The sequence below is a fragment of the Eubacterium sp. An3 genome (genome assembly GCF_002159465.1).
GTDB classification, from domain to species: domain Bacteria; phylum Bacillota; class Clostridia; order Lachnospirales; family Lachnospiraceae; genus Anaerobutyricum; species Anaerobutyricum stercoris.
Genome location: NZ_NFIR01000106.1, coordinates 1 through 743 on the forward strand (window position 1 = coordinate 1; position 743 = coordinate 743).

At 54.5% G+C, this 743-nt stretch carries 1 pseudogene; it reads left to right on the top strand.

Annotated elements, in window-relative coordinates:
- A pseudogene (locus B5F87_RS20550) lies at window positions 1–591 on the top strand (mobilization protein); the annotation flags it as partial.
- Between the last annotated feature and the right edge of the window lie 152 nt (window positions 592–743).

Sequence of the window (743 nt, forward strand, 5' to 3'; positions counted from 1 at the left end):
AGCGTTCAGAGAGAAAAGAGCCGGAAGTATTCGCAAAGTTGGCAAAGGCAGCACGCCGCCGATGAACTGAAAACCGTTGCAAAGGCAGTAGGCTATCTTTCCGAGCATGGCATTTCCACCCTTGCGGAGCTGGACGCTACCCTTTCCTCTGTCAGCGACCAAGCCGACGCTATCCGGGCGGGCATGAAAACCGCCGAGAAGCGCATGAAAGAATTACAAAAGCTGATTGAATACGGGAAGAACTACACCGAGTACAAGCCCATTCACGACGAGCTGAAAAAGCTGAAAAATGGCTGGACGAGCAAGCGCGACAAGTACGAGGAAGCCCACCGCGCCGAGCTTACGCTATGGAACGCAGCGAGCCGCTATCTCCATGCAAATCTGCCGAAAGGGACAAAGAGCTTGCCTATCGCTGAATGGGAAAAAGAGTACGCCACCCTCAGCGGGCAGAGAACAGCGGAATATACCAAGCTGAAAGAAACCCGCGCCGAGGTTGCCGAGCTGCACAATATCCGCAAGTGCGTTGATATTGCGCTGAAAGCCGACCAGCCGGAGCAGACCCGCACCAAGCAGCACGACTTAGAACGATGAAAGGAGTTGAGATTTTTGTACTACACCCAAGAACAGATAAACCGGGCGAACCAAGCCGACCTTGTTTCTTTCCTGCAATCACAGGGCGAGCAGCTTACCCGCGCCGGGAATGAATACCGCTGGAAACGGCACGACAGCTTGACCGTCCGGGG